Source organism: Novosphingobium sediminicola (assembly GCF_014196525.1).
GTDB lineage: Bacteria > Pseudomonadota > Alphaproteobacteria > Sphingomonadales > Sphingomonadaceae > Novosphingobium > Novosphingobium sediminicola.
On record NZ_JACIDX010000001.1, the window covers coordinates 491,737 to 517,467 of the forward strand.

Annotated in this window: 29 protein-coding genes; 18 read left to right on the top strand and 11 right to left on the bottom strand. The window is 63.1% G+C overall.

Annotated features, from left to right (window positions below):
• Positions 1 to 48 precede the first annotated feature (48 nt).
• The 7 genes from GGR38_RS02305 to GGR38_RS02335 all read left to right on the top strand — a co-directional run bounded on the left by GGR38_RS02305 (position 49) and on the right by GGR38_RS02335 (position 6,845).
• A complete protein-coding gene (locus tag GGR38_RS02305) occupies positions 49 to 1,236 on the top strand; it encodes a cytochrome P450 (protein ID WP_183622222.1) in 1,188 nt (395 codons plus the stop codon).
• An 80-nt stretch (positions 1,237 to 1,316) separates the two neighbouring features.
• Entirely contained in the window at positions 1,317 to 2,603 is a 1,287-nt protein-coding gene (locus tag GGR38_RS02310; RefSeq protein ID WP_183622224.1) for a dicarboxylate/amino acid:cation symporter, read from the top strand.
• 369 nt (positions 2,604 to 2,972) lie between these two features.
• Positions 2,973 to 3,167: a hypothetical protein gene (locus tag GGR38_RS02315; RefSeq protein ID WP_183622225.1), complete on the top strand. Its 195-nt coding sequence runs from the start codon at positions 2,973 to 2,975 to the stop codon at positions 3,165 to 3,167.
• A gap of 123 nt (positions 3,168 to 3,290) precedes the next feature.
• Positions 3,291 to 4,562: a serine--tRNA ligase gene (gene serS, locus GGR38_RS02320; protein WP_183622226.1), complete on the top strand. Its 1,272-nt coding sequence runs from the start codon at positions 3,291 to 3,293 to the stop codon at positions 4,560 to 4,562.
• A gap of 66 nt (positions 4,563 to 4,628) precedes the next feature.
• Entirely contained in the window at positions 4,629 to 4,886 is a 258-nt protein-coding gene (locus tag GGR38_RS02325) for a hypothetical protein (RefSeq protein ID WP_183622227.1), read from the top strand.
• Between the two features lie 139 nt (positions 4,887 to 5,025).
• Positions 5,026 to 5,790: a 5'/3'-nucleotidase SurE gene (surE, locus tag GGR38_RS02330; RefSeq protein WP_183622228.1), complete on the top strand. Its 765-nt coding sequence runs from the start codon at positions 5,026 to 5,028 to the stop codon at positions 5,788 to 5,790.
• Positions 5,787 to 6,845, top strand: a complete 1,059-nt coding sequence (locus tag GGR38_RS02335; RefSeq protein WP_183622229.1) for a peptidoglycan DD-metalloendopeptidase family protein — start codon at positions 5,787 to 5,789, stop codon at positions 6,843 to 6,845. Before surE ends, GGR38_RS02335 begins: the two co-directional genes overlap by 4 nt.
• A gap of 160 nt (positions 6,846 to 7,005) precedes the next feature.
• Here GGR38_RS02335 and GGR38_RS02340 read toward each other — a convergent pair whose 3' ends face one another.
• A complete protein-coding gene (locus tag GGR38_RS02340) occupies positions 7,006 to 7,365 on the bottom strand; it encodes a DUF1761 domain-containing protein (RefSeq protein ID WP_221226956.1) in 360 nt (119 codons plus the stop codon).
• A gap of 74 nt (positions 7,366 to 7,439) precedes the next feature.
• On the opposite strand from GGR38_RS02340, the gene rimO reads away from it, so the two are divergent.
• From rimO to GGR38_RS02370, 6 genes are all read left to right on the top strand, one after another.
• Positions 7,440 to 8,822 (top strand): 30S ribosomal protein S12 methylthiotransferase RimO, encoded by a 1,383-nt coding sequence (gene rimO / locus GGR38_RS02345; protein ID WP_183622230.1) that lies wholly within the window; start codon positions 7,440 to 7,442, stop codon positions 8,820 to 8,822.
• Between the two features lie 245 nt (positions 8,823 to 9,067).
• Positions 9,068 to 9,844, top strand: a complete 777-nt coding sequence (locus GGR38_RS02350; protein WP_183622231.1) for a competence/damage-inducible protein A — start codon at positions 9,068 to 9,070, stop codon at positions 9,842 to 9,844.
• On the top strand, positions 9,844 to 10,362 hold the full coding sequence (locus GGR38_RS02355) for a hypothetical protein (protein WP_183622232.1): 519 nt from the start codon (positions 9,844 to 9,846) through the stop codon (positions 10,360 to 10,362). Before GGR38_RS02350 ends, GGR38_RS02355 begins: the two co-directional genes overlap by 1 nt.
• 41 nt (positions 10,363 to 10,403) lie before the next feature.
• Positions 10,404 to 10,964 carry a YqgE/AlgH family protein gene (locus GGR38_RS02360; protein WP_183622233.1) on the top strand — a complete coding sequence of 187 codons (561 nt, stop codon included), beginning with the start codon at positions 10,404 to 10,406 and terminating at the stop codon, positions 10,962 to 10,964.
• A 65-nt stretch (positions 10,965 to 11,029) separates the two neighbouring features.
• Positions 11,030 to 12,226: a toxic anion resistance protein gene (locus tag GGR38_RS02365; protein ID WP_183622234.1), complete on the top strand. Its 1,197-nt coding sequence runs from the start codon at positions 11,030 to 11,032 to the stop codon at positions 12,224 to 12,226.
• A gap of 2 nt (positions 12,227 to 12,228) precedes the next feature.
• Positions 12,229 to 12,981, top strand: coding sequence for a hypothetical protein (locus GGR38_RS02370; protein WP_183622235.1), 753 nt, complete (start codon positions 12,229 to 12,231; stop codon positions 12,979 to 12,981).
• On the opposite strand, the gene GGR38_RS02375 is transcribed toward GGR38_RS02370, so the two are convergent.
• From GGR38_RS02375 to GGR38_RS02405, 7 genes are all read right to left on the bottom strand, one after another.
• Positions 12,978 to 13,307 (bottom strand): hypothetical protein, encoded by a 330-nt coding sequence (locus GGR38_RS02375; RefSeq protein ID WP_183622236.1) that lies wholly within the window; start codon positions 13,305 to 13,307, stop codon positions 12,978 to 12,980. The genes GGR38_RS02370 and GGR38_RS02375 overlap by 4 nt on opposite strands.
• 153 nt (positions 13,308 to 13,460) lie before the next feature.
• Complete coding sequence (gene rplA, locus GGR38_RS02380) at positions 13,461 to 14,162, bottom strand: 50S ribosomal protein L1 (RefSeq protein WP_183622237.1); 702 nt, start codon at positions 14,160 to 14,162, stop codon at positions 13,461 to 13,463.
• 3 nt (positions 14,163 to 14,165) lie between these two features.
• Entirely contained in the window at positions 14,166 to 14,597 is a 432-nt protein-coding gene (rplK, locus tag GGR38_RS02385; RefSeq protein ID WP_183622238.1) for a 50S ribosomal protein L11, read from the bottom strand.
• Between the two features lie 175 nt (positions 14,598 to 14,772).
• Positions 14,773 to 15,519, bottom strand: a complete 747-nt coding sequence (locus tag GGR38_RS02390; protein ID WP_246404175.1) for an IclR family transcriptional regulator — start codon at positions 15,517 to 15,519, stop codon at positions 14,773 to 14,775.
• 42 nt (positions 15,520 to 15,561) lie between these two features.
• Entirely contained in the window at positions 15,562 to 16,695 is a 1,134-nt protein-coding gene (locus tag GGR38_RS02395) for a cobalamin-independent methionine synthase II family protein (RefSeq protein ID WP_183622239.1), read from the bottom strand.
• A 295-nt stretch (positions 16,696 to 16,990) separates the two neighbouring features.
• Positions 16,991 to 18,103: an NAD(P)-dependent alcohol dehydrogenase gene (locus GGR38_RS02400; protein WP_183622240.1), complete on the bottom strand. Its 1,113-nt coding sequence runs from the start codon at positions 18,101 to 18,103 to the stop codon at positions 16,991 to 16,993.
• Positions 18,104 to 18,113: 10 nt separating this feature from the next.
• Positions 18,114 to 19,127: a zinc-dependent alcohol dehydrogenase family protein gene (locus GGR38_RS02405; RefSeq protein ID WP_183622241.1), complete on the bottom strand. Its 1,014-nt coding sequence runs from the start codon at positions 19,125 to 19,127 to the stop codon at positions 18,114 to 18,116.
• A 141-nt stretch (positions 19,128 to 19,268) separates the two neighbouring features.
• Between GGR38_RS02405 and GGR38_RS02410 the strand changes: the two genes are divergently transcribed.
• Complete coding sequence (locus tag GGR38_RS02410) at positions 19,269 to 20,000, top strand: nuclear transport factor 2 family protein (protein WP_183622242.1); 732 nt, start codon at positions 19,269 to 19,271, stop codon at positions 19,998 to 20,000.
• Between the two features lie 249 nt (positions 20,001 to 20,249).
• Entirely contained in the window at positions 20,250 to 20,684 is a 435-nt protein-coding gene (locus GGR38_RS02415) for a nuclear transport factor 2 family protein (RefSeq protein WP_183622243.1), read from the top strand.
• Here the strand turns inward: GGR38_RS02415 and GGR38_RS02420 are convergent.
• Genes GGR38_RS02420 through GGR38_RS02430 form a run of 3 tightly spaced genes read right to left on the bottom strand, consistent with a single transcriptional unit; the run spans position 20,681 to position 22,428 of the window.
• Positions 20,681 to 21,121, bottom strand: a complete 441-nt coding sequence (locus GGR38_RS02420; RefSeq protein WP_183622244.1) for a cytidine deaminase — start codon at positions 21,119 to 21,121, stop codon at positions 20,681 to 20,683. The genes GGR38_RS02415 and GGR38_RS02420 overlap by 4 nt on opposite strands.
• A gap of 8 nt (positions 21,122 to 21,129) precedes the next feature.
• On the bottom strand, positions 21,130 to 21,858 hold the full coding sequence (locus GGR38_RS02425) for a glycoside hydrolase family 25 protein (protein ID WP_183622245.1): 729 nt from the start codon (positions 21,856 to 21,858) through the stop codon (positions 21,130 to 21,132).
• A gap of 51 nt (positions 21,859 to 21,909) precedes the next feature.
• Positions 21,910 to 22,428 carry a UPF0262 family protein gene (locus GGR38_RS02430; protein ID WP_172341620.1) on the bottom strand — a complete coding sequence of 173 codons (519 nt, stop codon included), beginning with the start codon at positions 22,426 to 22,428 and terminating at the stop codon, positions 21,910 to 21,912.
• Positions 22,429 to 22,616: 188 nt separating this feature from the next.
• Between GGR38_RS02430 and GGR38_RS02435 the strand changes: the two genes are divergently transcribed.
• The 3 genes from GGR38_RS02435 (at position 22,617) to GGR38_RS02445 (ending at position 25,693) form a co-directional block, all read left to right on the top strand.
• A complete protein-coding gene (locus tag GGR38_RS02435; RefSeq protein WP_183622246.1) occupies positions 22,617 to 24,173 on the top strand; it encodes a replicative DNA helicase in 1,557 nt (518 codons plus the stop codon).
• Positions 24,174 to 24,266: 93 nt separating this feature from the next.
• Positions 24,267 to 24,611: a DNA-directed RNA polymerase subunit omega gene (gene rpoZ, locus GGR38_RS02440; RefSeq protein ID WP_183622247.1), complete on the top strand. Its 345-nt coding sequence runs from the start codon at positions 24,267 to 24,269 to the stop codon at positions 24,609 to 24,611.
• Positions 24,612 to 24,763: 152 nt separating this feature from the next.
• Positions 24,764 to 25,693 (top strand): SGNH/GDSL hydrolase family protein, encoded by a 930-nt coding sequence (locus tag GGR38_RS02445; protein WP_183622248.1) that lies wholly within the window; start codon positions 24,764 to 24,766, stop codon positions 25,691 to 25,693.
• The last annotated feature ends 38 nt before the right edge of the window (positions 25,694 to 25,731 follow it).

Sequence of the window (25,731 nt, forward strand, 5' to 3'; positions counted from 1 at the left end):
CGCCCATGGCAATCATGGCGGCATAGAAACCATGAGAGGATATGCAAGATGAGCCAGATCACGCTGAATCGACCATTCCGATTCGATCCCTATTCTCCCCAAAACGATGCCGATCCTTATCCCGCCTATAAAGTCCTGCGCGAGGAGCATCCCTGTTTCTGGAGCGAGGAGGCGGGCATGTGGGTGCTCTCGCGCCATGAGGATATTTTGAACGCCTTGCAGAACTGGCGGCTCTATTCTTCGGCCAAGGGCAATCTTATCAATGAATTCCCCGGTCGCGCCGGAGCAACGCTGGGCAGCAGCGATCCGCCGCGCCATGACCGCCTGCGCGCGCTGGTGCAAAGCGCGATGACCAAGCGGGCGCTCGACCATGTGATCGAACCGGCGCGCGCCTCGGTGCGGCGGCATCTGGCGGCCATCGAGGGCAAGGATGTGTTCGATTTCGTGGGCGAGCTGGGCGGCGCGGTCACGCTTGATCTCATCTTCTATCTCTTTGCCCTGCCGCCGGAAAACGCCGATGAGGTGCGCGACAATGCGGTGCTGATGGTCCAGACCGATCCGGTCACGCGGCAAAAGAGCCCGGCCCATCTGGCCGCGTTTCAATGGATGGCTGATTATGCCGCGCGCATCGTCGAGGAGCGCAAGGCCAATCCGGGCGACGATCTGCTCTCCAACTTCATCACCGCCGAAATCGACGGGGAAAAGCTGCTCGACAAGGAAGTGCAGCTTACCGTCACCACGCTGATTATGGCGGGGATTGAATCGCTCTCGGGCTTTATGGGCATGTTCGCGCTGAACATGGCCGATTTTCCTGATGCGCGGCGAGCAATCTGCGCGGATCTCTCGCTGCTGCCCGATGCCATAGAGGAATCCTTGCGCTTCAACACCTCGGCCCAACGGTTCAAGCGTTGCGCGACGCAGGATATTGAACTGTATGGGAAAACCATCAAGGCGGGCGATTTCATCATGCTGGCCTATGGTTCGGCCAACCGCGACAGCGCGGTGTTCAACGACCCCGACACCTATGACATCACCCGGCGGCCCAAACGCCATCTGGGCTTTGGCGGCGGGGTCCATGCCTGCCTCGGCTCGATGCTGGCGCGGGTGGCGGTGCAGATCCTGTTTGAGGAATTCCTGACCGCCGTGCCGGAATTCAGCCGCGTCGAGGAACAACTCGAATGGGTGCCCTCGTCCAATTTCCGCAGCCCCGGCAAACTCCTGCTGCGCCGCGGATAAGCGATAAGGCGTAGCCATCCCCCTTTCGCGCATGGGTTCAGCCGCTATCATGGGGGCAAACCGATGCGCGAAAGGCCCTCATGCATATTCCTGACGTTTCCACTCTGGCCGAGCCGGCGACCAAGCGCTGGTACGGTCATCTTTACGCGCAAGTGTTGATGGCGATTGCGGCCGGCGTGGCGCTGGGCCATTTCGCGCCCGATGCGGGCGAGGCGATGAAGCCGCTGGGCGATATTTTCATCAAGCTGGTCAAGATGGTGATCGCGCCGGTGATCTTCCTGACCATCGTCACGGGCATTGCGGGGATGCGCGATCTGTCCTCGGTGGGGCGGGTTGCGGCCAAGGCCTTCGCCTATTTCTTCACCTTTTCGACGCTGGCGCTGATCGTCGGGCTGATCGTGGCCAATACGGTGCGGCCCGGCGCGGGGCTGAACATCGATCCGGCCAGCCTCGATGCCAGCAAGGTGGCCGATTATGCCGCCAAGGCGCATGAAAGCTCAATCATGGGCTTTATCAACGCGATGGTGCCCGAAACCTATGTCTCGGCGCTGACCGAGGGCAATATCCTGCAAGTGCTGGTGGTGGCGATCCTGTTCGGCGTGTCGCTGGCCTCGGTGGGCGAGGTTGGCGAACGGGTGCTGGGCGTGCTGGAGGACGTTTCGACGGTCTTTTTCCGGCTGGTGTCCATTGTGATGAAGGCCGCGCCGCTGGGGGCTTTTGGCGCCATGGCCTTTACCATCGGCAAGTATGGGGTCCACAGTCTGGCCCATCTGGTCGCGCTGGTGGCGACTTTCTACCTGACCTCGCTGCTCTTTGTGGTGGTGGTGCTGGGGATTGTGGGGCGCTTTGCGGGCTTTTCGATTTTACGCCTGCTGGCCTATCTCAAATCCGAACTGCTGCTGGTGCTGGGTACGTCCTCGTCGGAAAGCGCGCTGCCCGCGCTGATCGAAAAGATGGAGCGCGCCGGTTGCCCCAAGGCGGTGGTGGGGCTGGTCGTGCCCACGGGCTATTCGTTCAACCTCGACGGCACCAATATTTACATGACGCTGGCCGCTTTGTTTATTGCGCAGGCCTGCAATGTCGACCTGACGCTGGGCCAGCAGGCGCTCTTGCTGGGCGTGGCCATGCTGTCGTCCAAGGGCGCGGCGGGGGTGACGGGCGCGGGCTTCATTACGCTGGCGGCCACGCTTTCCATCGTGCCATCCGTGCCGGTGGCAGGCATGGCGCTAATCCTTGGCGTCGACCGCTTCATGTCCGAATGCCGCAGCCTGACCAATTTCGTCGGCAATGCGGTGGCCACGGTCGTGGTCGCGCGCTGGGAGGGGAAGCTGGATAAGGCGGCGTTGGATGCGGCGTTGAAGGGGTAAAAGGGTTTGTCTCCGGCGGGCCAAGGGACTTGTCCCTTGGCAATCCCGATACTGTCTTTGTTGCGCCTATGGATCAGCCGCCATGGATCGGCGCAGCATTGGGAAAATGAAAGCCTGCGGCGCCATACAGCGCAAGATCGCCGCGCCGCAGGCTTTCAATGATCACCCAATCCACATCCGTGCCAACCAAAGCGCTACCCCATTAACGGGATTGCAAAGGGCCCCCGCCCTTTGCCCGCCGGAGGCACCTCTTGCCCACCAACTATAAGTATCACCACTTAATCCGTTAGTAACCAGAATCACCTATACAAGACATGGCCAGACGATGATCCTGATTTAGCCTTTTCATAAAACATCGAGGAAATTGCCATGGGCATGCCAATCCCTTTCAAGTCTTTCACCGTTGACCGCACGCAGATTACCGACATCGAAAAGTGGATCGGTGACGGCAATAATCTGGGCGAAGTGGAAATCCGCAATTTCCTTGGCAAGATCCGCGTCGATGTTCAGAATGAAGTGGATGAGGACCGGCTGCGCTCCTTCTGCGATCGCACCCGCGATTGAAAATTTTGTGATGCGGCGGGCCTCAGCGCCCGCCCACAGTATCAGGCCGGATGGCCGGGGCTGATGGCGCAATCCCCATAGGGACTTGACCAAAACCGGCCCACCCCATACCCGCCTTACCCTATGCACGACATTCGATTCATCCGCGAAAACCCCGCAGCTTTTGACGCCGGCCTTGCGCGCCGTGGTCTTGAGCCGCTTTCGGCCACTATTCTTGAGGCGGACGCGCAGGCGCGCTCGGCTCAGACCTCGGTGGACACGATGCTGGCGACGCGCAATGCCGCGTCCAAGCAGATCGGCGCGCTGATGGGCAAGGGTGACAAGGAAGGCGCGGCCGCGCTCAAGGCCGAGGTCGAGGCGATCAAACTCGATCTGCCCGCCAAGGAAGAAGCCAAGCGGAGCGCCGACAAGGTGCTGGTCGATCTGCTCTCCACGATCCCCAACCTGCCCGTTGATGAAGTGCCGCAGGGCGCGGACGAGAATGACAATGCCGAAGTGGCCCGCTGGGGCGAACCGGTCGAAATCGCCAATGCACGCGAGCATTTCGACATCGGCGCCGCGCTGGGCCTCGATTTCGAAAGCGCGCAGGTAGTTTCGGGCGCACGCTTTGCCTATCTGCGCGGGCCTATTGCGCGTTTAAACCGCGCCATCGGCCAATTCATGCTCGACACCCACACCGAGACTTTCGGCTATCAGGAAGTCGTGCCCCCCGTGCTGGTGCGCGACGATGCGCTTTTCGGCACCGCGCAATTGCCCAAGTTTGCCGAAGACCTGTTTGCCACCACCGATGGCCGCTGGCTGATCCCCACCGCCGAAGTGTCGCTGACCAATCTGGTGCGCGAACAGATCCTCGACGGCGACCTGCCCTTGCGCTTCACCGCCCTTACCCTCTGCTTCCGCAGCGAAGCGGGCGCGGCGGGCAAGGACACGCGCGGCCTGATCCGTCAGCATCAGTTCGACAAGTGCGAACTCGTCTCCATCACCACGCCCGAACAAAGCGATGATGAACACGAGCGCATGACGGGGGCTGCCGAACATATCCTGCAAAGCCTTGACCTGCCCTATCGCCGGATCCTGCTGTGCAGCGGCGACATGGGCTTTTCCGCGCGCAAGACCTATGACCTCGAAGTCTGGCTGCCGGGTCAGGGCAAGTATCGCGAGATCAGCTCCTGCTCGAACTGCGGCGATTTTCAGGCACGCCGCATGAACGCGCGCTATCGCCCTGCGGGTGAGAAGGGCACGAAATTCGTTCACACGCTCAACGGTTCGGGCCTTGCCGTGGGCCGCACGCTGGTGGCGATCCTCGAAAACTATCAGAACGAAGATGGCTCGGTGACCATTCCCGAGGTGCTGCGCCCCTATATGGGCGGGCTGGATCGCATCACCGCGCTCTAACCGATCATGGAACCTTTGCCGCCGGTGCCTCTTCCATCAGGCATCGGCAGCAAAGGAGCGCGGACCATGACAGAACAGCGGAGCGAACCCCGGATCATCGTGGTCGAAAGAAGCAGCACCGGCACCATCCTGCTGGTCATCCTGCTGCTGGCGGTGCTGGTGGGCGGGCTGGTCCTGTTTAACCGGTATGATGCCAGCGAAACCGCCAAAAGCAACGCCATCGACCACACCGCCGACCAGATCGGCAAAGCCATCGACAAGGCCGCAGACAAGGCCGACGATGCGGTCGATGATGCCGCCAAGGCGGCCAAAAAACATATTTGACCCCCAAGACTGGCCCATTTTGGAAATCTGACCGCCAAATCGACCAAGAAATCCCTGTCGCGCCGTCCTGCTTTCGTTGCGGGGCGGCGCGCTTGGCTGTAAGGCCGGGTGGTTGATTTCTTAATGAAAGGGCCAAGGCATGCGCATCCTCCTGACCAATGACGACGGGATTCACGCGCCCGGCCTCAAGGTTCTGGAAGCCATCGCGCGCACCCTTTCCGACGACATCTGGATCGTGGCGCCTTCCGAGGAGCAATCGGGAGCCGGGCACAGCCTGACGCTGACGCGCCCGGTGCGGCTGCGCTGTCATGGCGAGCGCCGCTTTTCGGTCACCGGTACGCCCACCGATTCGGTCACGCTGGCCCTGCGCAAGGTCTTGCCCGAGGCGCCCGATCTGATCCTGTCGGGCGTCAATCGCGGCGCCAATCTGGGCGATGACGTGACCTATTCGGGCACGGTCTCGGCCGCGATGGAGGGCACGCTGGCGGGCATCCGCTCGATCGCGCTGTCTCAGGTCTATTCCAAGGAGGGCGTGGGCGACGATGTTTCCTTCGATGCCGCCGAGCAATGGGGCGAAAAGGTGCTGCGCCCACTGATCGACACGCCTTTTGCGCCGCGTACGCTGGTCAATGTCAATTTCCCCCCCTTGCGCGCCGGTGACGTTCAGGGCATCCGCGTGGTGCGTCAGGGCTTTCACGATTACGCCCGCGGATCGGTGGTCGAAAGCGTCGACCCGCGCGGCTATCCCTATTTCTGGTTCGGCCTGCACGGTATCGAACATACGCTGGGCCACCGCACTGATCTTGAGGCGATTGCCGACGGCTTCATCTCGGTCACCCCGCTTCAGCTTGATCTGACGCATGACGCCTCGCTGGCCGCGCTGGCCGGGCGGTTCGCTCAATGAGCAAAGCGCGTTGGCGCATGGCCGCGCTGGTGGCGGGTTCGCTGATCATCGGCGCGCCCGGTGCTTGGGCGCAGACGGCCAAGAGCCGCCCCCGCGCCGAAGGCGATCTGCCCACGCCGCTGCCGCTGGAAGAAGAGAGCGAGCATGTGGTGGTGCCGGGCGAAACGCTGGGCGGGATCGCGAACCGGGCCAAGGTGCCCAAGATCCTGATCATCGAGGCCAACCACCTCAAGCCGCCGCATTACGCGGTCCATGCCGGGCAAAAGCTGTTTCTGCCGCGCACGCGCCACCATGTGGTCAAGGCGGGCGAAACGGGTTTCGACATCGCCTATCGCTATGGCGTATCCTACCCTTCCATCGCGGTGGCCAATGGGCTGGAGCCCAATGCTCGGCTGCGTGAGGGACAGAAGCTGTTGATCCCCACCGTGCTGAAGCCCGATGGCGCGGGCAAAGCGGATATGGCCAAGACGAATGCGGCCAAGGCGGATAAATCTGCCGATGAGGCTGCGCCCGATAGCGAGGCCAAGACCGATGCCAGGCCTCGCTTCCTCTGGCCGCTGGAAGGGCGGATGCGGCGCGGTTTCGTGGCCAAGAGCCGCGACATGGGCGGCGGCGATTTCCACAACGGGCTCGATATTGTTGCGCCCGAGGGCGAGGCTGTGCGCACCAGCGCACCGGGCGAGGTGCTCTTTGCGGGGCGTGAGCCTGACAGTTTCGGCAATCTGGTGGTAATCGACCATGGCAAGGGATGGCAGACCGCCTATGGCTTCCTGTCCAAACTGACGGTCAAGCGCGGCGACAGCGTCAAGGCGCATGAGCGGGTGGGCCTTGTGGGCCATTCGGGCCGGGCCACGCGCGACGAATTGCATTTCGAGATCCGCCGCAATGACGATCCGGTCAACCCGCTGCCGCTGCTGCCTCGCCGCGATGCGGGCAAGGGCGAGAAGGAGGATGCCGCTGCGCAAAAGGCATTGAGCGAGGGCAAGAAGGGCGCGGGCAAGGCCCCCGGCAAATCCGACACGCCATCATCCGCCGCGAAAAAGCCCGCCCGTTGAACCAGACACGCCTTGCCTCCTATGGCACGCGGGCGGCTGGTCGATTCGGGGTGGAGTGCGGCGTAATGCATTTGAGGGCGAAGGTTACGAGCGTCGGATGATCATCATGCGGATCGATGGCGAGGAGATGCCCGCCTCGATCTATGGCGCGCACTGAAGATTATGCCATGGCCCAAAATACCGTGCCCATCGCCATGAAGGCGACAAAGACATAACCGGCGTCAGCCGCCGCCTCGCGCCCGGCAATGCCGTGGCGGCCATAAAGCGCCGCCCCCGCCGGAATGGCGATGAACAGCGCAAACCCGCCCGACATCATCCAGTAAAGCCAAGGCTTTGCCGCCAGCGTTTCGGCCCCGACCCGGGCAAAATTATGCCCGATCAGCCATGCCGGAAACACCAGCGCCAGCAGGCGCACAGGCGCAGGGCTGCGCGCCGCCCGCATCAGCCCATACCACGGAAACGCCAGCAGGCCCGCCACCAGCGCCGCCACGCCAATCGCCAACCAGTTTACCGGACCCATGCGCTTATTCCTTTGTTCGGGGCGATTGCGCCGCAACTGGCCTTATTCGCCATTTTAGCGTAGGGGCGCAGCCCATGAGTGACAAGCTGACAAAAATTCCCGAATCCCCCAAGGTTGGCATGGTCAGCCTCGGCTGCCCCAAGGCGCTGGTCGACAGCGAGCGCATCCTGACCCGCCTGCGCGCAGATGGCTATGCGTTTGCGCCCGATTATGTCGGGGCGGACGTGGTGTTGGTCAACACCTGCGGCTTCCTCGATTCGGCCAAGGAGGAATCTCTGGCCGCGATTGGCGAGGCGATTGCCGAAAACGGCCGCGTGATCGTGACCGGTTGTATGGGCAACGAAGCCGAGGTGATCCGCGCCCGCTTCCCCGATGTGCTGGCCGTCACCGGCGCGCATCAGTATGAGCAGGTGGTCGATGCGGTGCACGAGGCCGCGCCGCCCACGCGCGGGCCGTTTGTCGATCTGATCCCCGCCGGGGCCGACGGCGAGGTCAAGCTGACCCCGCGCCACTATTCCTATCTCAAGATTTCGGAAGGGTGCAATCATTCCTGCTCCTTCTGTATCATCCCGCAACTGCGCGGCAAACTGGCCAGCCGCCGCATCGACGCGGTGCTGCGCGAGGCCGAAAAGCTGGTGGCCGCAGGGACCAAGGAACTGCTGGTCATCTCGCAGGACACCTCGGCCTATGGCGTCGACATTCGCCACGAAAGCCGCACGTGGAAGGACCGCGAGGTCCGCGCGCATATGACCGATCTGGCCCGCGAACTGGGGCAGCTTCGCACGCCCGAGGGCGAGGCCCCGTGGGTGCGGCTGCATTATGTCTATCCCTATCCCCATGTCGATGCGATCATCCCGCTGATGGCGCAGGGCCTGATCACGCCCTATCTCGACATTCCCTTCCAGCATGCCGCCCCCAATGTGCTGCGCGCGATGAAGCGTCCGGCCAATGAGGCGCGCGTTCTGGAACGCATCAAGGCATGGCGCGAAATCTGCCCCGACCTGGCGATTCGTTCGTCCTTCGTGGTCGGCTTCCCCGGCGAGACCGAGGAGGATTTCCAATATCTGCTCGACTGGCTGGACGAGGCGCAGCTCGACCGCGTGGGCGCCTTCCGGTTTGAGCCGGTGGAGGGCGCCACCGCCAACGACCTGCCCGGCGCTGTGCCAGAGGCGGTCAAGGAGGAGCGTTTCGCCCGCCTGATGGAAAAAACCGAGGCGATCAGCGCCGCGCGGCTTCAGGCCAAGGTCGGCCGCGTGATTCGCGTCATCATCGACGAAGTGGGCGAACCCGACGAAGATGGCGACATGGGCGCCACCGGCCGCAGCCAGGCCGATGCCCCCGAGATCGACGGACAGGTGCTTTTGCGCGATGTGCCGCAGGATCTGAAATCGGGCGACATCGTTGATGTTCTGATCGAAGATGCTGATGCGCATGACCTTTTTGGGGTGATTGCGTAAAGGGCAATCCATCCTTTGCGTTTTGCGCAACAATTGACGCACTTTTCGCATTTGCAATAGTCAGCGTTGTCAGGCTTAAGGAGCGGGCCTTTTAGGCATCCTCTCCCAAAACTTCCAAAGCCCGGCTCCGGCCGGGTTTTTTTTGCCCGCAATCCGCAGCCTCCATTGGATTCTGGCAAGATTTGCACAGTTTTGCCCTTTTTCCCGCCTTGCCGCGCCGCGCCAGTCTGCTTACCCCTGTGGCCATGGTTGAATCAGCTTCTCCCTCGCCCCGCATCTTCACCGCTGCGCTGGTGGTGATTGGCGACGAAATCCTTTCCGGCCGCACGCAGGACAAGAATATTGCCCAGATCGCGAGCTGGTTGGGGGTTCAGGGCATCCGCCTGCGCGAAGTGCGCGTGGTGGCCGACGATACGGATGCGATTGTCGAGGCGGTCAACACTTTGCGCGTGCGCAATGACTACCTCTTCACCACCGGCGGCATCGGCCCCACCCATGATGACATCACGGTGGATGCGATTGCGCAGGCTCTGGGCGTGCCCGTGGTGGTCCACCCCGAGGCGCGGCAGATTCTGGCCGACTATTACGCCTCACGCGGCAGCGAATTGACCGAGATGCGGCTGCGCATGGCCCGCGTGCCCGAGGGCGCGGGGCTGATCCCCAACCGCTATTCGGGGGCGCCGGGCATCCATTGGGGCAATATCTATATCATGGCCGGCGTGCCGATGATTACGGCGGGCATGCTCGATGCGCTGACCGGATCGCTGGAAGGCGGCCTGCCGGTGCTGGCCGAAACGGTCGGCTGCTGGGTGGGCGAGAGCGAGGTGGTGCAATTGCTGGCCCAGACCGAGAAGGACCACGAGGGCGTCTCGATCGGCTCCTATCCCTTTTTCCGCGATGGGCGCACGGGCTCGAATTTCGTGATCCGCTCGACCGATGCCGAGCAACTGGCGGCCTGCGTGACGGCTCTATCGGCGGCGCTGGAGGCGATGGGGCGCGATCCGGTGCTGGGCGGGATCTGATGCTGCTGGCACTGTTACTGGCCCATGCCGGGTCGCTGTCGGCCTTTGAGGCGACCCTGGCCGCGCAGGACAGCGCGACCGCCGCGCTGGGCCAATGGTGCGAGGCCCGACATCTGGCCGATCCGGCCACCATCAAGGCCGCCCAGGTCAAGGGCGAGGACACCATGCCCCCGCCCGATCTGGACGAAACGCTCAAGCTCTCCGAGGATCAGGAACCGGCCTATCGCCATGTCCGCCTGTCCTGCGGCGGCAAGGTTCTGTCCGAGGCGCATAATTGGTATGCGCGCCAGAGGCTGACCCCGGCGATGAACCAGACGCTGGACACCACCGACACGCCTTTTGGCAAGGTGGCGGGCCCGCTGGGCTTTACCCGCGAAAGACTGGGGGCGGTGCGCGGGGCGGCGCCCGGTTGCCCGCGTGATACGGTGCTTTCGCATCGCGCGCTGCTGCGCCTGCCCGATGGATCACCGCTGGCGCTGGTGGTCGAATGCTATACGCCTGCGGTAATCGGTAAATAGCGCAGCTTGCAGAATTGTCCTTTCCCGCTTACCTTTAGCTGATGATTGAAGCGCAATCCCTTGCCGGACGCCTGCTGCTGGCCATGCCCGGCATGCCTGATCCGCGCTTTGAAGAAGCGGTGCTGGCGCTGTGCATGCATGACAAGGATGGCGCGCTGGGCATTGGCGTGGGTCAGGTGCTCGAAGGCGTTACGCTGCACAATCTGCTCGATGATCTCAATATTCCCACCGGGCTGGCCCCCGATTGCGAAGTGCATCACGGCGGCCCCGTCGAGCCTCAACGCGGCTTTGTCCTGCACAGCCCCGACTGGAAGGGCGAAGGCACGCTGCTGGTCAGCGATCAGTGGAGCCTGACGGGCAGCCGCGACATTCTGGCTGCGATTGCCGAAGGGCGCGGGCCGGCACGCTGGCTGGTCGCGCTGGGCTATGCCGGATGGGGCGAGGCACAACTGGACGCCGAAATGCGCCAGCATGGCTGGTATGCCGCCGAAGGGCGCGGGGCGATCCTGTTCAACCATCCGGTTGAGGCGCGATGGAGCGCGGCATGGCGGGCCGAGGGGATCGACCCGGCCCATCTGACCAATGTCACCGGGCGGGCATAGGGTTTGCGCCTTGCGTCAACCGTGTTATATTCATAATACACGAGATCTGAACAAAGAGGATAGTCATGGCGAGCACGCTTGAAAGCCCGGCAATCACGCTGACCCCGCCCGATCCGGTGCCGGTGGTGGCGCCTGCGCAGGCCGCGGGCCTTGTCCCGCTGGCCACCGAGCAGAAGAGCAAGCTGGATGAAAAGGTCGATAGCTTCATCGCCGACCTGATCGCGCAGGACGCCAATTCGCCCGAATTCGGCAAGCGCGTTGATCAGTTGACGAGCATGGGCCGTAAGGAAATTGCGGCGGCATCGGGCATGTCGAACCGCTTTCTCGACCGGCCGGTGCGCGCGATGGACAAGGATCAGGGCGTGGGCGCCAATCTGATCGAATTGCGCCGCACGGTCGAGGCGCTCGATCCGGCCAAGGCGGGCAAATTGTCGCCGGGCAAGAAGCTGTTCGGCCTCATCCCGTTCGGCAATTCGATGCAGAAATATTTCGACGGCTATGTCTCGTCGCAGGGCCATATCAAGGCGATCCTCGACAAGCTGGCCAGCGGCAAGGACGAGCTGTTGATGGACAATGCGGCCATCGACGTCGAACGCTCCAAGCTGTGGGAGGCGATGGGCAATCTGGAGCAGATGATCCATATCTCCAAGAAGCTGGACGAGAAGATCGAGGAAAAGGCGGGCGATCTGGACGCTACCGATCCGGCCAAGGCCAAGGCCTTGCGGGAAAGCGCACTGTTTTACACGCGCCAGCGCACGCAGGATCTGCTGACGCAAATGGCGGTGACGGTGCAGGGCTATCTGGCGCTCGATCTGGTCAAGAAGAACAATGTCGAGCTGGTCAAGGGCGTGGACCGGGCCAGCACGACCACGGTCGCGGCGCTGCGCACGGCGGTGACCGTGGCGCAGGCGATGACCAACCAGCGCCTCGTGCTGCAACAGATCACGGCGCTCAATGAAACCACCGCCAATATCATCGATTCGACCAGCACCCTGCTGAAGGAACAGACCGGGCAGATCCATGCTCAGGCCGCCGCCAGCACGATCCCCGTCGAAACGCTGCAACGCGCGTTTCAGAACATCTATGACACGATGGACACGATCGACACGTTCAAGGTGAAGGCGCTCGATTCGATGAAGCAGACCGTCAACACACTGTCGGCCGAGGTGGAAAAATCCAAGGGCTATATCGCACGCGCGCAGGGACAGTCCTCGGCGCAGGTGGCCCATGACGGCCCCTCGCTGCTCAGCCTTGAAGGATAAGCATGGCTGATAATTCCGCCCATAACAGCGACGCCATTCTGGCCGCCGCACGCGCCTCGCTGAACGATCAGCGGGCGGGCGGGCGGCGCGTGGCCACAGGCAAGCCCATCGGCCAGCGCTCAGCCGCGCTGCGCCGCAGCGGGCAAAAGCGCAAGGCCGCCGCGCTGGCGCTCAGTGTGGTGGTGGCGATCATGCTGGTCAATCTGGTGATCGGCCTGCTCTCCGGCATCGTGCATCTGCTGGGCTGGCTGTCCTATGGCGCGGTGGCGGCGGTGCTGGTGGCGGTGATCTGGATGCTGATGCGCAACCGCGCGGTGCCGGTGCCCAGCCTTGAAACGCTGCGCGCCGCGCCTGCGCGCCAGTTGGTCGGGCAAACGCAGGTCTGGCTGGAGGCGCAGCGGGCCGCCCTGCCCGCCCCGGCGCTCGATCTGGTCGGGCGGATCGGCGGGCAACTGGACGGGCTGGCGCTTCAACTTGATCGGGTGGATGAAAATGCACCCGCCGTGGGGCAGGTCCGGCAATTGGTGGGCGAACATCTGCCCACGCTGGTCAATGCCTATACCGCCGTGCCGCCTTCGCTGCGTGGACAGGCCCACGCGGGCAGCAGCCCGGATCAGCAATTGAGCGAGAGCCTGACCCGGCTGAGCGGGGAACTGGACAGCGTGACGCGCCAATTGGCCGAGGGCAAGCTGGACGCGCTGGCGATCCAGAGCCGGTTTATCGATTATAAATATGGCGAGACGCCGGAAGGTTAATCCTTCACGCGCGCCGTCAGCCAGGGTAGCCAGCGCAGCGCCGCAAACAGCAAAAAGGGCCAGAACCAAGTGGCGAGCATATCGCCCTTGGTGTCCTGCCACGACCAGAGCGTACGAAAGAAGTAATCGTAGAGCTCATTAAAGGTCTCTGCCGCGATCACCGCGATCAACGGCCAGCGCGAGGCCAAAGGCCGCCGCAGTAGCACCCCCGCCCCCAGCCAGATCGCCAGACCGACATAGGTGTGGACGATCTTGTCGGCCTGTGTGGGCGCGAAAGTGTCCACGATCCAGTCCATCAGGCGGCCATAATCAGCGATATGCAGCATGGGCCTTCTATGCTGCGCCGCACAAACGACGTCCAGTCAATTCTGGACCGCAAAGGAAAAGGGTCGGAAAAGGTTTCCCCTTTCCGACCCTTGATTCCTGTCCATCCGAAGATGAAGCGGATCAGCCGTCGATGGAATTAACCACCGATGGAATTAGCCGCCGTGAACTTCGGCCAGATCCACCTTGATGCCCGGCCCCTGCGAGGTCGACAGGCCGATCTTGCGGACATACTTGCCCTTGGCGCCGGCCGGCTTCGCCTTGACGATGGCGTCAACGAAAGCGTCGAAGTTGGCGCGCAGAGCTTCGTCCGAGAACGAGAGCTTGCCGATGCCGCCGTGGATGATACCGGCCTTTTCGACGCGGAATTCGATCTGACCGCCCTTGGCAGCCTTGACCGCTTCGCCCACGTTCGGGGTCACGGTGCCCAGCTTGGGGTTCGGCATCAGGCCCTTGGGGCCCAGCAGCTTGCCCAGACGGCCCACGATGCCCATCATGTCGGGCGTGGCGATGACGCGACCGTAGTCGAGATTGCCAGCCTGCATGTCTTCGAGCAGGTCTTCAGCGCCAACGCGGTCGGCACCGGCGGCCAGAGCCGCTTCAGCCTTGTCGCCACGTGCGAACACGGCAACCTTCACGTCCTTGCCGGTGCCCGAGGGCAGCGTGACCATGCCGCGGACCATCTGGTCGGCGTGGCGGGGGTCAACGCCCAGGTTCAGCGAAATTTCGAGCGTTTCGTCATACTTGGCGCTCTTGAGTTCGCGCAGCAGCGCGATGGCATCGTTGATGCCGTGCAGATTCTGGTTGTCGCCCAGCTTTTCGACGAGCGACTTCTGCTTCTTGGTCAGCTTGGCCATGTCTTAGCCCTCCACAACCTGAATGCCCATGGCGCGGGCCGAACCGGCGATGATCTTGACAGCAGCGTCCAGATCGTTGGCGTTCAGGTCCTTCATCTTGGCCTGAGCGATGTCAGCGAGCTGAGCGGTGGTGATCGTGCCAGCCGAATCCTTGCCCGGAAGCTTCGAACCCGACTTCAGGCCCAGCGCCTTCTTGATGAAGAAGGTGGCGGGCGGGGTCTTGGTCACGAACGAGAACGACTTGTCCGAATAGACCGTGATCACGGTGGGCAGCGGGGTGCCGGGCTCTACGCCCTGGGTGGCCGCGTTGAATTCCTTACAGAAACCCATGATGTTGACGCCGCGCTGACCCAGAGCCGGGCCGATCGGCGGGCTGGGCTTGGCTTGGCCGGCTGCGATCTGCAGCTTGATATAACCGTCAATTTTCTTGGCCATGATGGCCTCCTTTCATCCTGTACGAGCCGGCGGGCCGACCCTTCAGATCAAGCGGTCGAACGGCGCCCGAAGGCCCCTCCCGCGCGGAAATACCGAAAGAATCGGGAAAGCCCGCCTCATTCGGCAAGCGGTCGCCCATACAGCTTTGTCGGGTAATTGCAAGCGGGGCTGCGGCTCAGCCTTCAAAAAGCCCCGCCGTGCGCATCAGCAGCCCGGCCACGCGCTGCTCCACCTCCGCATCGAAACGCACCGATGGCACCGCCACGGCAAAGGCGCCGATCACCTCGCCATCCGCCATCGCCGCACAGGCCAGACCCTCAATCCCCACCGAATATTCGCTGCCGGTGCGGCCATAGCCGCGCTCACGCGTGCGGGCGATCTCGCGGCGCAGGTCCGCCGCGCTCACCAGCGTGGCCTCGGTAAAACTCTCGCGGCGGCTCTCGCGCAGATAGCGCTCGACCTCGGCGTCGGGCATCGCGGCCAGAATCGCCTTGCCCGCCGCCAACCCATGCAGCGGCGCCCGCGCGCCCACGGCAATCGCATAGCGCAGCGCATGTTCGCTGCTTTCGGTCACCAGCGTCTGCAATTGCCAGCCATCGCGGACAAAGAAGGAGGCCGTCTCGTTCAACTGCACCCGCAGCGCGCGCACCAGCGGGGCCACGCGATCCTCAAGTGTCGGCTCGGACCGGGCCTGCAAACGCTGCAATCCCGGCCCCGGCAGGTAATTGCGCCCCGCCCGCGCCAGATAGCCCCGCTCGACCAGCGTGGCGAGGAGATAGGACAGGCTGGAAACCGGAATCGCCAGTGCCCCGGCGATTTCCTGCGCCACAGCCGGACCGCCGCGCGCCACGACATATTCGATAATGTCGAGCGTGCGCATTGCCGATTTGACATGCGAGGTGGAAGTTCCAGCGTCAGCCATGCCCCCTCCTATAGAATGCCCACGCCCCAGTAAAAGCCCTGATCAGAGCCGCGCCCCGGCGATATCGGCGCCTTCACGCAGAGACCGCAGCTTTTTCCACGTCACATCCGGGTCGATCTTGCCATAACCGGCAAAGGTGCCGAACCCGCAGTCGGTGCTGGCCACCACGCGCTCGGCGCCCACGATGCCCGCAAAACGCTCGATGCGCTGGGCGATCAGTTCGGGATGTTCGACATAGTTGGAGCAAGTGTCGATCAGACCCGGCGCAAGCACCTTGTGATCGGGGATCTTGGCATCGGCCCAGACCTTCCATTCATGCTCGTGGCGCGGATTGGCCGCCTCGAACAGGATCGTGGCGGGGCGAGCCTTGAGGATGATATCGACCACGCGCTCCAGCGGAATGTCATGGTCATGCGGGCCTTCATAATTGCCCCAGCAAATGTGCATCCGCATCCGCTCGGGCGGAATATTGGCGGTGGCCGCGTTCAGGGCGGCGACATTCTCCTCGGCCACCTTGAGGAATTCGGCCTCGCTCAGATCCTGATAGCCGGTGTGGCGGCTCATCGCCAGATCGGGGCAGTCGAGCTGCAGATAGAAACCTTCATCGACGATGGTTTCATATTCGGTCCGCATCGCCTCGGCCAGATCGGCAAGGTAAGCCTCGTGGCTGGGGTAATATTTGTTGACCTGAAACGCGGTGATCAGGCCCGGCGAGGCGGCATTCATAAAGGCCTGCGTGCCCTCACGCCCCTCTTGCGCCAGCGCCGCCTTGAACCGGCGAATGTCCTCGTGCAGCGGCTCCAGATTGACCAGCTTGATCGGCCCGATGCAACTGGCCCGCACGAAATCCTGGCTGCCCATCATCGCCGACAGCTTCTTGACCAGCGCCGGATGCTCGGCCAGATCGAGCGCGGACTTGCGGTCAACATGGCCGCCAAAGCCGCTCAAGCGCTCGATCATATAGGTCGAATAGCCGATCTTCCCGATCTCGCCGTCCGAGACAATATCGACCCCGCATTCCACCTGATGACGCACCGCCTCGTCAACAGCGGCCGACACCTTGGCGTCAAACTCCGCCACATCATAAGGCTCGCCCCGGTCCCGCGCGATCAGCAGCGGCGTCAGGTTCTCCCCACGCGGCATCGAGCCGACATGGGTGGTGCGGATATGGGGCATGTGTCCTCTCCTGTGACGGGCTTTTGCGTTCTCCTATATGAAATTATCGGATGGGTGAAGAAGGAAGTGTGCCTCCGGCGGGTTAAGGGACTTGTCCCTTAACAATCCCGATTTTGGGGTAGTGCGAGGGTTTATAGGTGGGATGGGATTCTTAAAGCCTGCGGCGCGGCGAACGCATCCTTTTGGGCGCCGCAGGCTTTCAATTTCCAAGGGTGCGTCCGACACCAAACGTCGAACCCGTGGCGCAATGCAGACAGTAATGGGAGCGCGAGGGACGAGTCCCTCGCATCTAATTCTACCCTTCCATCACCACCACCGGCTTGACCACAGCCCCGCTTTCCCCAGCCTCAATCGCCTCATTGATCTGCTCGAACGGAAACACCCCGATCAGCCGGTCATAGGGAAAACGCCCCGCCAGATGATGCTCGATCAACTCGGGCAGGAAGCCGAACAGGTCCGAATCCCCGCCCAGGATGCCCTTGACCGTGCGCCCGCCGCCCATGAAGGCGGTTTCGTTGAAGGTCAGCATGGCGGTGGGATCGCTGGCCCCCACGATGCCCAGCACGCCGCGCGGAGCAAGCAGGTTGAAGGCGCTCTCGATGATGCTGCTAAGGCCGGTGTTGTCAAAGGCATAGGCCAGCCCCTGCGGACAAAGCGCCGCGATCTTGCCAAACGGATCATCGCGCCCGTCGATCGCATGAGTCGCCCCCAGCTCCAGCGCCAGAGCGCGGCGGTTTTCGTGCAGGTCCACCGCGATGATCGGATCGGCCCCAGCAATCTTGGCCGCCATCACCGCCGCAAGGCCCACCGCGCCAGCGCCAAAAATGGCAATCGGCATCCCGGCCTGCACCTTCATGCTGCGCAAAACCGCGCCCGCCCCGGTCATCATCCCGCAGCCCAGCGGCGCAAGGCGCTCCAAAGGCACCTCGCCCGCGCTGTCGGGCACGCGCACCACATTGCGCACCGTGGCCAAGGCGTAGGTGGCAAACGAGCTTTGCCCGAAGAAATTGCCATGCACCGGCTCCTCGCCCGCATGCAGGGTAAAGCTGCCGTCGGCCCGCGCCCCGGCAAAATTATGCGGGAAGAAATTGTAGCAATAGGTCGGCGCATGAGCATGACAGCACGGGCATGTGCCGCAGGAGTTGAAGCTCATCAGCACCCGATCGCCCGGCTTCACATGGGTCACATCCGCGCCCACCGCCTCGACGATGCCCGCCCCTTCATGGCCCAGCACCACCGGCATGGGCGTGGGCAATTGCTGATCGCGCACGGCAAGGTCGGTGTGGCAAATGCCCGAGCCGACGATCCGCACCAGCACCTCGTCATCGCGCGGATCATCAAGGCGCAATGTCTCAAGCGTCAGCGCACCATGGGGCTGACGGCAAACGGCAGCGGTAATTTCAGGCATAATGGCTCCCTTAAAGCGCGATAACGACCTTGCCGAACAGATCGGGCGAGGATTGATAGACGAAGGCATCCTTGACCTGAGCCATCGGGAATACCCGATCGACCACCGGCCTGATGCGATTGCTATCGATAAAAGCGTTCAGGTCCAGCGCCATCGCCTTGGACCCGACGAAAATTCCGCGCAAGGTTGCGCCCTTCATCATCAACCCATGCGGGCTGGTGTCGCCCTCGCGGGTCAGCACGCCGATCAGCGCGATTTCGCCGCCAAAACCCACCGCCGCGATGGATTGCGCCAGCGTGCCCGCCCCGCCCACTTCGACCACATGCTCAAAGCCGCCATTGGTATGGGTGGCCGCCTCGGCGCCCCATTGCGGAGTGGTGCGATAATTGACCGTAGCGTCCGCGCCCAACGCCGCCACGCGCTCCTGCTTGCCCGCGCTGCCGCTGGTGGCGATCACGCGCGCGCCCGCCGCCTTGGCGATCTGCAGCGCCATCAGCGATACGCCGCCCGTGCCCAGCACCAGCACATTGTCGCCCGCCTGCACAGGGCACGGCCCGCCCATCAAGGCATTCCACGCCGTCACCCCGGCGCAGGGCAGACAGGCCGCTTCCTCAAAGCTGAGCGTGCGGGCAATGCGGATAACCCCTTGCGCGGGCAGCACGACATATTCGGCCAGCATCCCATTGGCCCCGCTGGCCCCCAGCGCGGGGCCGACGCCCGGATTGGGCGGCCCTTCGAGCCAGTGCTGGAAAAAGATTCCCGCCACCCGGTCGCCCAGCGCCAGATCATGCACCCCATCGCCCAACCCGACGATCTCGCCCGCGCCATCGGAAAAGGGCACGATATCCTCGGCCACCGGCCCGCCGATATAGACGCCGCGCACAATCGCCTGATCGCGGAAATTGAGCGAGCAGGCCCGCACCCGGATCAGCACCTCGCCCCAGCCGGGACGGGGCACATCGCGTTCGACCAGATGCAGGTCATCGAGGCTGGTCGCCCCTTTGCGCAGAACCCAGGCTTTCATAGCGTCCTCCTCCGAGGCCTCTTTGCGGGCCAAATTTGTATGTAATACATATTTCTTGCTTTGATATTCGCAACCATGAAGTTATCACATGGACGACAAAGATTCACAGAGTCCCAAGACTCGTTTCTCCGGGAGAGTACCATGGCTGAAGCAACCCTCGCAGACCTTGCCGCGCGCCTTGAGCGCGTTGAGCACGATCTGGCCATTCAACAAGATATCCACCAGATCCGCCGCATCCAGTACACCTATGGCTTCTTCATTGATAAATCACAATATAATGAAGTGGTCGACCTCTTCTCCGATGAAGGCGAAGTGTGGTTTCTGGGCGGAATTTACAAGGGCAAGGCCGGGGTCCGCCGCCTCTATATCGAGCGGTTCCAGACCAATTTCACGCAGGGTCACAATGGCCCGCGCTACGGCTGGCTGCTCGACCATCCCCAGTTGCAGATGGTGATCGACGTATCGCCCGACCGCAAGACCGCCCATGTCCGTGGCCGCTCGATGATGCAGGCAGGCCTGCACGAAAGCGCCGAGGGCAACCAGCGCGCTTGGTGGGAAGGCGGCCTCTATGAAAACGAATATGTCCGCGAGGCCAATGAGGCGGGCGAACTGGTCTGGAAAATCAAGGCGCTGCGCTACTATCCCTTCTGGCACGGCACCTTCGCCGATGGCTGGGCCAAGACCCCCATCGACTATATCCCGATGACCAAGACGCTCTTCCCCGAAGATCCGCTCGGCCCCGACGCGCTGGTCGATCCCCTGCCCCGCCTGTGGCCCGCCACCGATACCGTGCCGTTCCACTATCCCCACCCCGTGACCGGCGCGCCCATCGTGCTGGACAATTCGCGGGCGCGGGAAGGGTTTAAGGATTAAGTTTCAGGTGCGAGGGTCTAGACCCTCGCGCTCCGGTTACTGTCTTTGTTGTCCATGGGGTTCGGCGTTAGGTGTCGGACGCCATGGCTGAATTGTTAAAGCCTGCGGCGCGGATGGGACTGCGCTTTCCGCGCCGCAGGCTTTAATCCCAATCACCCCCAATGCCCCCGAAACACCACCCCATTAACGGGATTGCAAAGGGACAAGTCCCTTTGCCCGCCGGAGGCAAACCCTGCTAAAGCCCCCACCATGACCGACCTCGACCGCCTCCTTGCCGAACACGCCATCGCCCGCCTGATCACGCGCTACGTCCACCTCAACGACGCCGGGCGCTGGGAAGATCTGGCTGCGCTTTACACGCAGGACGGCCGCATGAATCGCCCCACCGCTCCCGACAGTTTCACGACCGGACGCGAGGCCATTCTGGCCGCGTTTCAGGCCCGCCCGCCGCGCGCCAGTCGGCATATCGTGGCCAATATCGTGGTGGATGTGGCCGATGATGGCCAGAGCGCCAGCGCCTATAGCCAGCTCCTGCTGTTCACCGGCGAAGCTGATGGCGCGGGCCTGCCGCTGCAATCACCCAAGCCGCCGCTGGTGGGCAGCTATCAGGACCGGCTGGTGCTGGAATCGGGCGCATGGAAATTTACCGAGCGGCGCGGCACTCTGGATTTCAGGCAGGGTTAGAGCAGGTTCGCCGGACCAAAGGCCAAAGGCAGCAATTCCGACAGCTTCATTTCCGCCACGCCATCGGCCGATGCGCTCCACACCACCGGATCGGTGCCGCCCAGTTGCGCCAGTTCGTTGAGCACCTGACGGCAGCGCCCGCAAGGCGTGACCGGCCCCGGTCCGGGCTGGGCCACGCCATCCTCGCCCGGCGATCCGCCGATCACCGCGACAGCCACCAGTCCGCCGCGCACGCCATCGGCCATCGCCCGCGACACGGCCACGGTTTCCGCGCAGAGCGCCAACCCATAGGAGGCATTCTCGACATTGGCCCCGGTCACCACGCTGCCATCGGCAAAGCCCAGCGCTGCGCCGACATGGAACGCCGAATAGGGCGCATAGGCGCGGGCGGAAGCCGCGCGGGCAGCAGCGATCAACGTGTCACGATCATGGTCCATGCGCCTTTTTACCTCTGCACCACGACCCAGCGCAAGGGCTGCTCAGCCGCCGAGGTCTGCAAGCCCGAATTGGCCGTCCACAGCGCCCATGGCCGCCCGCCGTAATCAGGCTGCACCCGGTCCGCGCTCAGCCACAGCGCGCGGTCGAGCGTGGCGGCGATGGGATAGGTCTTTTCAAATTCGCGCCCCAGTTTCAGCACCGCAGGCTTGCCCGTATGCGTCTCGATCTGGTTGAGGAAGGTCATCAGCTCGCTGACCACGGCGGCGTCCGAGACCGGCACCGGGCAATGATCGGCCAGCTGCTCCAGCTCGACCGCGGGGGGCAGCATCTTCTTGTCGCGCGGGACAACCGTAACGAAATTGGCGGCCTGCTTGTCGGCAGGCTGGCACGGGTCATATTTATGCAGAGCGCCCCATGGCAGGCCCGCGCTGCGCGCTGCGTCCAGATTTTTGACCACAGCGGGGTCGCGCGCAAAGGCGCTGGCCGAGGCCTCGATATAGACGAAATTGGCGCCGATTGCCTTCAGCGCGACAAAATCCACCGGCCCATCCGCGCTGCCCACCAGCGCGCCCTGCGTCGGGAAAGTGGTGCGGTCGGGCTGCCAATGGCGCATGCTCCACCACGCCCAGACCCCGCCCGCAATGCCCAGCAGCGCCACCACCGCCAACAGGCGCCAGAGAAGCGAAGGGCGCCCGCTACGGCTCTTGCCGCGCGGACGGGTTTTGGTTTTTGCCATGTTATTCAACGTTCTTTGTGATGGCCCGTCCGCATGAAACGCGAATCGTCATCAGGCCTTGATATGCAGTACGCAAATCAGCGTAAACAACCGGCGTGCCGTGGGGAAGTCGGTTTCCACCTTGCCCTCCAGCCTTTCGAGCAGAAGTTCGGCGGCATGGTTGTGGACCCCGCGCCGGGCCATGTCGATCGTCTCGATTTCCTTGGCCGAAGCCTTGCGGATGGCCTGATAATAGCTCTCGCAAATGGCGAAATATTCGCGAATCGAGCGGCGGAAGCGCCCCATCCCCAGCATGATCGTTTCAAGCAACTCGCCCTCATGCCCTTCGCGCCCGTCGCTGATCTCCATCGACAGGCGGCCGTCATGCACAGCAAGGCGCACCGCATAAGGCCCGTGATAGCCCGAATCCCAAATGCGCAAGGGCTTGAAAACATTGTCCTCGATCAGATCGAACACCGCCACGCGCCGCTCCTGCTCGATGTCGTCATTGCGACGCAGAATCGTCGTTTCATCCAGATCGATGCTGGAAATGCGCGCGGATGGCGCCACGGGAGGCAGGTTGGACAGCATAAGACTGCCTCATTTCGCAAATGCGAGGGGCGCAGGCAAGGGGGTGCAAGGAACTATGGTGCAAACCATAGCATGAGCCAGTGGGGGAATTTATCATCAAGCCCCCGCCCCAATCCCCATTATCCACAGGGTCGTTTGCAACACACCCCATTGCGCCGCCCCGCCGCTGAGCGCATGAGGGCCCATCCATGGCACAATCTGACACCCATCTCGCCCCGGCTTTGCCGTTTTCGCCCGCCAATGATTCCGGCGCCAATAAGGATGGGCGCGCGCAAGCCCTGCCCGCCAATATCGAGGCCGAGGCAGCCTTTCTGGGCGCCATCCTGATTGACAATCGCGTGGTCGAGGAACTGGCCAATCCTTTGTCGCCCGCGCATTTCTTCGAACCCGTCCATGGGCGGATCTTTGAGCGCATCCTGCAATTGCTCGACCGCAAGGCGGTGGTCACGCCGGTCACGCTCAAGCCCTATTTCGAAAGCGACGAGGCGCTCAAGGCGCTGGGCGGCACGGCCTATCTGGGCCGCCTGACCGCCGATGGTCAGGGGCTGATCGCGCCGCGCGTGCTGGCCGAACAGATTTACGATCTGGCGCTGCTGCGCGAACTGGTGCGCGTGGGGCGCGATCTGGTTCAGGGCGCGATGGACACCAGCGAATCGGTTGAGCCGCTTGAACAGATCGAGGCCGCCGAGGCCGCGCTCTACAAGGTGGCCGATGGCGCAGGCGGCGCGAATGAGGCCAAGAGCTTTGCCGAGGCCACCCGCACCGCCATTTCGGGCATCGAAAAAGCGTTCAACAGCGGCGGCCATGTCGCGGGTAAGACCACAGGCCTCGATTCGGTTAACCAGCGGATCGGCGGCCTGCATGATTCCGACCTTATCATCCTGGCCGGTCGTCCGGGCATGGGCAAAACCTCGCTGGCCACCAATATCGCATTCAATGCGGCCAACCGCCTGCTGACCGACCGCGAGCTGGGCCTTGATCCGTCCAAGAGCATCGGCGCGGCCACCGCCTTTTTCAGCCTCGAAATGAGCGCGGATCAGTTGGCCACGCGTATCCTTGCCGAGCAATCGGGCATTTCCTCCAGTGCGCTGCGTATGGGCAAGATCAGCCGCGAGGATTTTCAGGCGCTCTCCTTCGCCAGCCAACGCCTGAGCCAGTTGCCGCTGTATATTGACGATACGCCGGGCCTGACGATTGCGGGCCTGCGCGCCCGTGCACGCCGTTTGAAGCGGCGCCATGACATTGGCCTGGTCATCGTCGACTACCTTCAGCTTCTGCAGGGCAGCGGGCGGGCGACAGACAATCGCGTGAACGAAATCTCGGAAATCTCCCGTGGCCTCAAGACTTTGGCCAAGGAACTGCATGTTCCCGTGATCGCGCTTTCCCAGCTCAGCCGTGCGGTGGAACAGCGCGAGGACAAGCGCCCCCAGCTTTCCGACCTTCGCGAATCCGGCTCGATCGAGCAGGACGCCGACATGGTCTGGTTCGTGTTCCGCGAGGATTATTACGTCAAGGGCCGCGAGCCCAAGGAACCCGGCCCCACCGATCCGCCCGCCGTGGTCGAGGCCCATGCCAAGTGGCAGGAGGAAATGGAGCGCGTCTTTGGTCTGGCCGAACTGATCATCGCCAAGCAGCGCCACGGCGCCACCGGCAAGGTCCGCATGCGCTTCGAGGCCAAGATCACCAAGTTCAGCGATCTGGCGCCCGAGGAACTGGCCAATTATTCCTATGACCTGGAGGAGTGAGGCGGCCTCTCCCTCACGAATCCTTGACTTTCGCCGCTTTGCCGCCTAGGTGCCAAGGTTCGCTGGAATTTCCCTATTCAAGACGGAGTGCCCATGGCGCGCGTAACCGTTGAAGATTGTGTCGACAAGATCCCCAACCGCTTCGATCTCGTGCTGCTGGCTGCCCAGCGCGCGCGCGAAATCTCGGGCGGTGCGGAACTGACGATCGACCGCGATCGTGATAAAAACCCGGTGGTGGCCCTGCGCGAAATCGCAGAGGAAACTGTCCGTCCCAAGATCCTCAAGGAATCGCTCATCACCTCGATGCAGCGCGTTCTGCCCGACGATGACGATGATGTCGATGACATCGGCTCGCTCTCGCAATCGGCCGAGGCGCTGCGCATCACCGCAGCGGCTCCGGTGCGTAACACCTCGCTGGGCGGGGATTACGACGGCTGATTTCGTTGCATCGCGATGGATCTAAATCGCGATGGATACAAAAGGCCTCGGATAAGCTTCGGCTTTTCCGGGGCCTTTTGGCATTTTTCGCGCTTGCAATATCGGAGGTACTGCAACACACATACAGGGTAATCCCTAGGGTTTAGGACGAGATGACAACGCAGTCTTTCAAAGCACGTCTGCGCTGGAGCCTGCCGCTTGTGCTGGTTGCCGGGCTTGGCGGGGCCGAACTGGCAGGGCGCGCGCTGGGCTTCGGCCGCCCGCTGCTCTATCGCGCCGCCGCATCGGGCTATGAGCCGACGCCGGGGCAAAGCGTGCATCGGCTAAACAACCATGTGACGATCAACGATATGGGGATGCGCGGTCCGGCGACCGGCGCAACACCCCGCCCCGGCACAAAGCGCGTGCTGCTGCTGGGCGATTCGGTGGCCTTCGGCACGACGATGACCGATGATGCCAAGACCATTCCAGCCTTGACCCAGGCCGCCTTGGGCCCCCGCCCGATTGAGATGCTCAATGCCTCGGCCGGTGGCTGGGCATTGGAAAACGAGCGGCGATGGCTGGGCGCGCATGGCGCATTCGGCGCGGATCTGGTCGTGCTTGAAGTGAACCAGAGCGATCTGACGCAGGGTTTTGCGCCCGCCTCGATGCTGGACGTCAATGCCAATTTCCCCAGCCGCAATCCCCCCGGCGCGCTTTATGAAATCGTCACGCGCTATCTGGCCCCACGGCTGCATCTGACCAAGGCCGCCTTTGACCCCGGCTCGACCGCAGAAAACGACATCGCACCGGAGGCCGAAATTCAGGCCACCGTCCAGTCCATCCGCGCGATGACGATGGCATCGGGGGCCAAATTCATGATCCTTTACTGGGACATGCGCGACCCCACCACCACCGCGCCCGACCGGCGCGAACGGCTCTTCGCATGGGCGCGGGCCAATGGCGTGGTCGTCGTGCGCCCGCAACTGGCCCAGCGGCCCGATGCCGACAAGCTGTTCATCGATGCCGCCCACCCCAATGCTACGGGCAATGCCCTGATCGCCAAGGCGCTGGTCGGCCCGATGCTGGAGCAACTGCGCTAGTCGCACAAAGAAAAGGCCCCGCCGTTGCCGACGGGGCC

Excerpts from the sequence above, each read along its gene's own strand:
- GGR38_RS02305 (WP_183622222.1), top strand. The coding sequence starts at position 49 with ATGAGCCAGATCACGCTGAATCGACCATTCCGATTCGATCCCTATTCT.
- GGR38_RS02310 (WP_183622224.1), top strand. The coding sequence starts at position 1,317 with ATGCATATTCCTGACGTTTCCACTCTGGCCGAGCCGGCGACCAAGCGC.
- GGR38_RS02315 (WP_183622225.1), top strand. The coding sequence starts at position 2,973 with ATGGGCATGCCAATCCCTTTCAAGTCTTTCACCGTTGACCGCACGCAG.
- serS (WP_183622226.1), top strand. The coding sequence starts at position 3,291 with ATGCACGACATTCGATTCATCCGCGAAAACCCCGCAGCTTTTGACGCC.
- GGR38_RS02325 (WP_183622227.1), top strand. The coding sequence starts at position 4,629 with ATGACAGAACAGCGGAGCGAACCCCGGATCATCGTGGTCGAAAGAAGC.
- surE (WP_183622228.1), top strand. The coding sequence starts at position 5,026 with ATGCGCATCCTCCTGACCAATGACGACGGGATTCACGCGCCCGGCCTC.
- GGR38_RS02335 (WP_183622229.1), top strand. The coding sequence starts at position 5,787 with ATGAGCAAAGCGCGTTGGCGCATGGCCGCGCTGGTGGCGGGTTCGCTG.
- GGR38_RS02340 (WP_221226956.1), bottom strand. The coding sequence starts at position 7,365 with ATGGGTCCGGTAAACTGGTTGGCGATTGGCGTGGCGGCGCTGGTGGCG.
- rimO (WP_183622230.1), top strand. The coding sequence starts at position 7,440 with ATGAGTGACAAGCTGACAAAAATTCCCGAATCCCCCAAGGTTGGCATG.
- GGR38_RS02350 (WP_183622231.1), top strand. The coding sequence starts at position 9,068 with ATGGTTGAATCAGCTTCTCCCTCGCCCCGCATCTTCACCGCTGCGCTG.
- GGR38_RS02355 (WP_183622232.1), top strand. The coding sequence starts at position 9,844 with ATGCTGCTGGCACTGTTACTGGCCCATGCCGGGTCGCTGTCGGCCTTT.
- GGR38_RS02360 (WP_183622233.1), top strand. The coding sequence starts at position 10,404 with ATGATTGAAGCGCAATCCCTTGCCGGACGCCTGCTGCTGGCCATGCCC.
- GGR38_RS02365 (WP_183622234.1), top strand. The coding sequence starts at position 11,030 with ATGGCGAGCACGCTTGAAAGCCCGGCAATCACGCTGACCCCGCCCGAT.
- GGR38_RS02370 (WP_183622235.1), top strand. The coding sequence starts at position 12,229 with ATGGCTGATAATTCCGCCCATAACAGCGACGCCATTCTGGCCGCCGCA.
- GGR38_RS02375 (WP_183622236.1), bottom strand. The coding sequence starts at position 13,307 with ATGCTGCATATCGCTGATTATGGCCGCCTGATGGACTGGATCGTGGAC.
- rplA (WP_183622237.1), bottom strand. The coding sequence starts at position 14,162 with ATGGCCAAGCTGACCAAGAAGCAGAAGTCGCTCGTCGAAAAGCTGGGC.
- rplK (WP_183622238.1), bottom strand. The coding sequence starts at position 14,597 with ATGGCCAAGAAAATTGACGGTTATATCAAGCTGCAGATCGCAGCCGGC.
- GGR38_RS02390 (WP_246404175.1), bottom strand. The coding sequence starts at position 15,519 with ATGGCTGACGCTGGAACTTCCACCTCGCATGTCAAATCGGCAATGCGC.
- GGR38_RS02395 (WP_183622239.1), bottom strand. The coding sequence starts at position 16,695 with ATGCCCCATATCCGCACCACCCATGTCGGCTCGATGCCGCGTGGGGAG.
- GGR38_RS02400 (WP_183622240.1), bottom strand. The coding sequence starts at position 18,103 with ATGCCTGAAATTACCGCTGCCGTTTGCCGTCAGCCCCATGGTGCGCTG.
- GGR38_RS02405 (WP_183622241.1), bottom strand. The coding sequence starts at position 19,127 with ATGAAAGCCTGGGTTCTGCGCAAAGGGGCGACCAGCCTCGATGACCTG.
- GGR38_RS02410 (WP_183622242.1), top strand. The coding sequence starts at position 19,269 with ATGGCTGAAGCAACCCTCGCAGACCTTGCCGCGCGCCTTGAGCGCGTT.
- GGR38_RS02415 (WP_183622243.1), top strand. The coding sequence starts at position 20,250 with ATGACCGACCTCGACCGCCTCCTTGCCGAACACGCCATCGCCCGCCTG.
- GGR38_RS02420 (WP_183622244.1), bottom strand. The coding sequence starts at position 21,121 with ATGGACCATGATCGTGACACGTTGATCGCTGCTGCCCGCGCGGCTTCC.
- GGR38_RS02425 (WP_183622245.1), bottom strand. The coding sequence starts at position 21,858 with ATGGCAAAAACCAAAACCCGTCCGCGCGGCAAGAGCCGTAGCGGGCGC.
- GGR38_RS02430 (WP_172341620.1), bottom strand. The coding sequence starts at position 22,428 with ATGCTGTCCAACCTGCCTCCCGTGGCGCCATCCGCGCGCATTTCCAGC.
- GGR38_RS02435 (WP_183622246.1), top strand. The coding sequence starts at position 22,617 with ATGGCACAATCTGACACCCATCTCGCCCCGGCTTTGCCGTTTTCGCCC.
- rpoZ (WP_183622247.1), top strand. The coding sequence starts at position 24,267 with ATGGCGCGCGTAACCGTTGAAGATTGTGTCGACAAGATCCCCAACCGC.
- GGR38_RS02445 (WP_183622248.1), top strand. The coding sequence starts at position 24,764 with ATGACAACGCAGTCTTTCAAAGCACGTCTGCGCTGGAGCCTGCCGCTT.